At 64.6% G+C, this 1,151-nt stretch carries 1 protein-coding gene; it reads right to left on the reverse strand.

What is annotated here, in order from left to right; translation table 11 throughout:
- The coding region (gene tuf / locus OA56_RS09600; protein ID WP_461584963.1) for an elongation factor Tu at positions 1-1,151 on the reverse strand (1,151 nt) is incomplete at its 3' end.

Below are 1,151 nucleotides of genomic sequence, written 5' to 3' on the forward strand. Positions count from 1 at the left end.
CGGCCGCCTTCACGGATGGCGAAGCGCAAGCCTTCTTCCATCGCGATCGGGGCGATCAGCTTCACTTCCAGCTTCACGTTGTCACCGGGCATCACCATCTCCACCCCTTCGGGCAGCTTGATGGCACCGGTGACGTCGGTGGTACGGAAGTAGAACTGCGGCCGGTAGTTGCTGAAAAACGGCGTGTGACGCCCGCCTTCTTCCTTGGAGAGCACGTACACTTCGCACTCGAAGTGCGTGTGCGGCGTGATCGTCCCGGGCTTGGCGAGCACCTGACCGCGCTCGACGTCTTCGCGCTTGGTGCCGCGCAGCAGCACCCCGACGTTGTCGCCCGCCTGCCCCTGGTCGAGGAGCTTGCGGAACATTTCCACGCCCGTGACCGTGGTCTTCTGCGTCGGGCGCAGACCGACGATCTCGACTTCGTCGCCCACCTTGACGATGCCGCGCTCGACCCGGCCCGTGACCACCGTGCCGCGACCGGAGATGGAGAAGACGTCTTCGATCGGCAGAAGGAAGGGCTTGTCGATGGCGCGCTCGGGCGTGGGAATGTAGGTGTCGAGCGCTTCGGCGAGCTTGAGGATCGAGGGCTCGCCGATCTCGCTCTGGTCGCCTTCGAGCGCCTTGAGCGCGGAGCCTTTGATCACCGGGACTTCATCGCCGGGGAAGTCGTACTTGGAAAGCAGCTCGCGCACTTCCATTTCCACGAGCTCGAGGAGCTCGGGGTCGTCGACCATGTCGCACTTGTTCATGTAGACGACGATGTAGGGCACGCCCACCTGGCGCGCCAGCAGGATGTGCTCGCGCGTCTGCGGCATCGGGCCGTCGGCGGCCGACACCACCAGAATGGCGCCGTCCATCTGCGCCGCGCCCGTGATCATGTTCTTCACGTAGTCGGCGTGGCCCGGGCAGTCGACGTGCGCGTAGTGGCGCTTGGCCGTCTCGTATTCGACGTGCGCGGTGTTGATCGTGATGCCGCGGGCTTTTTCTTCCGGCGCCGCGTCGATGTCGTCGTACTTCTTCGCCTCGCCGCCGTAGTACTTCGACAGCACCGTCGTCAGCGCCGCCGTCAGCGTCGTCTTCCCATGGTCCACGTGACCGATCGTGCCCACATTCACGTGCGGCTTCGTGCGCTCAAACTTCGCTTTTGCCAT

Source organism: Tepidiphilus sp. HLB4 (assembly GCF_054823945.1).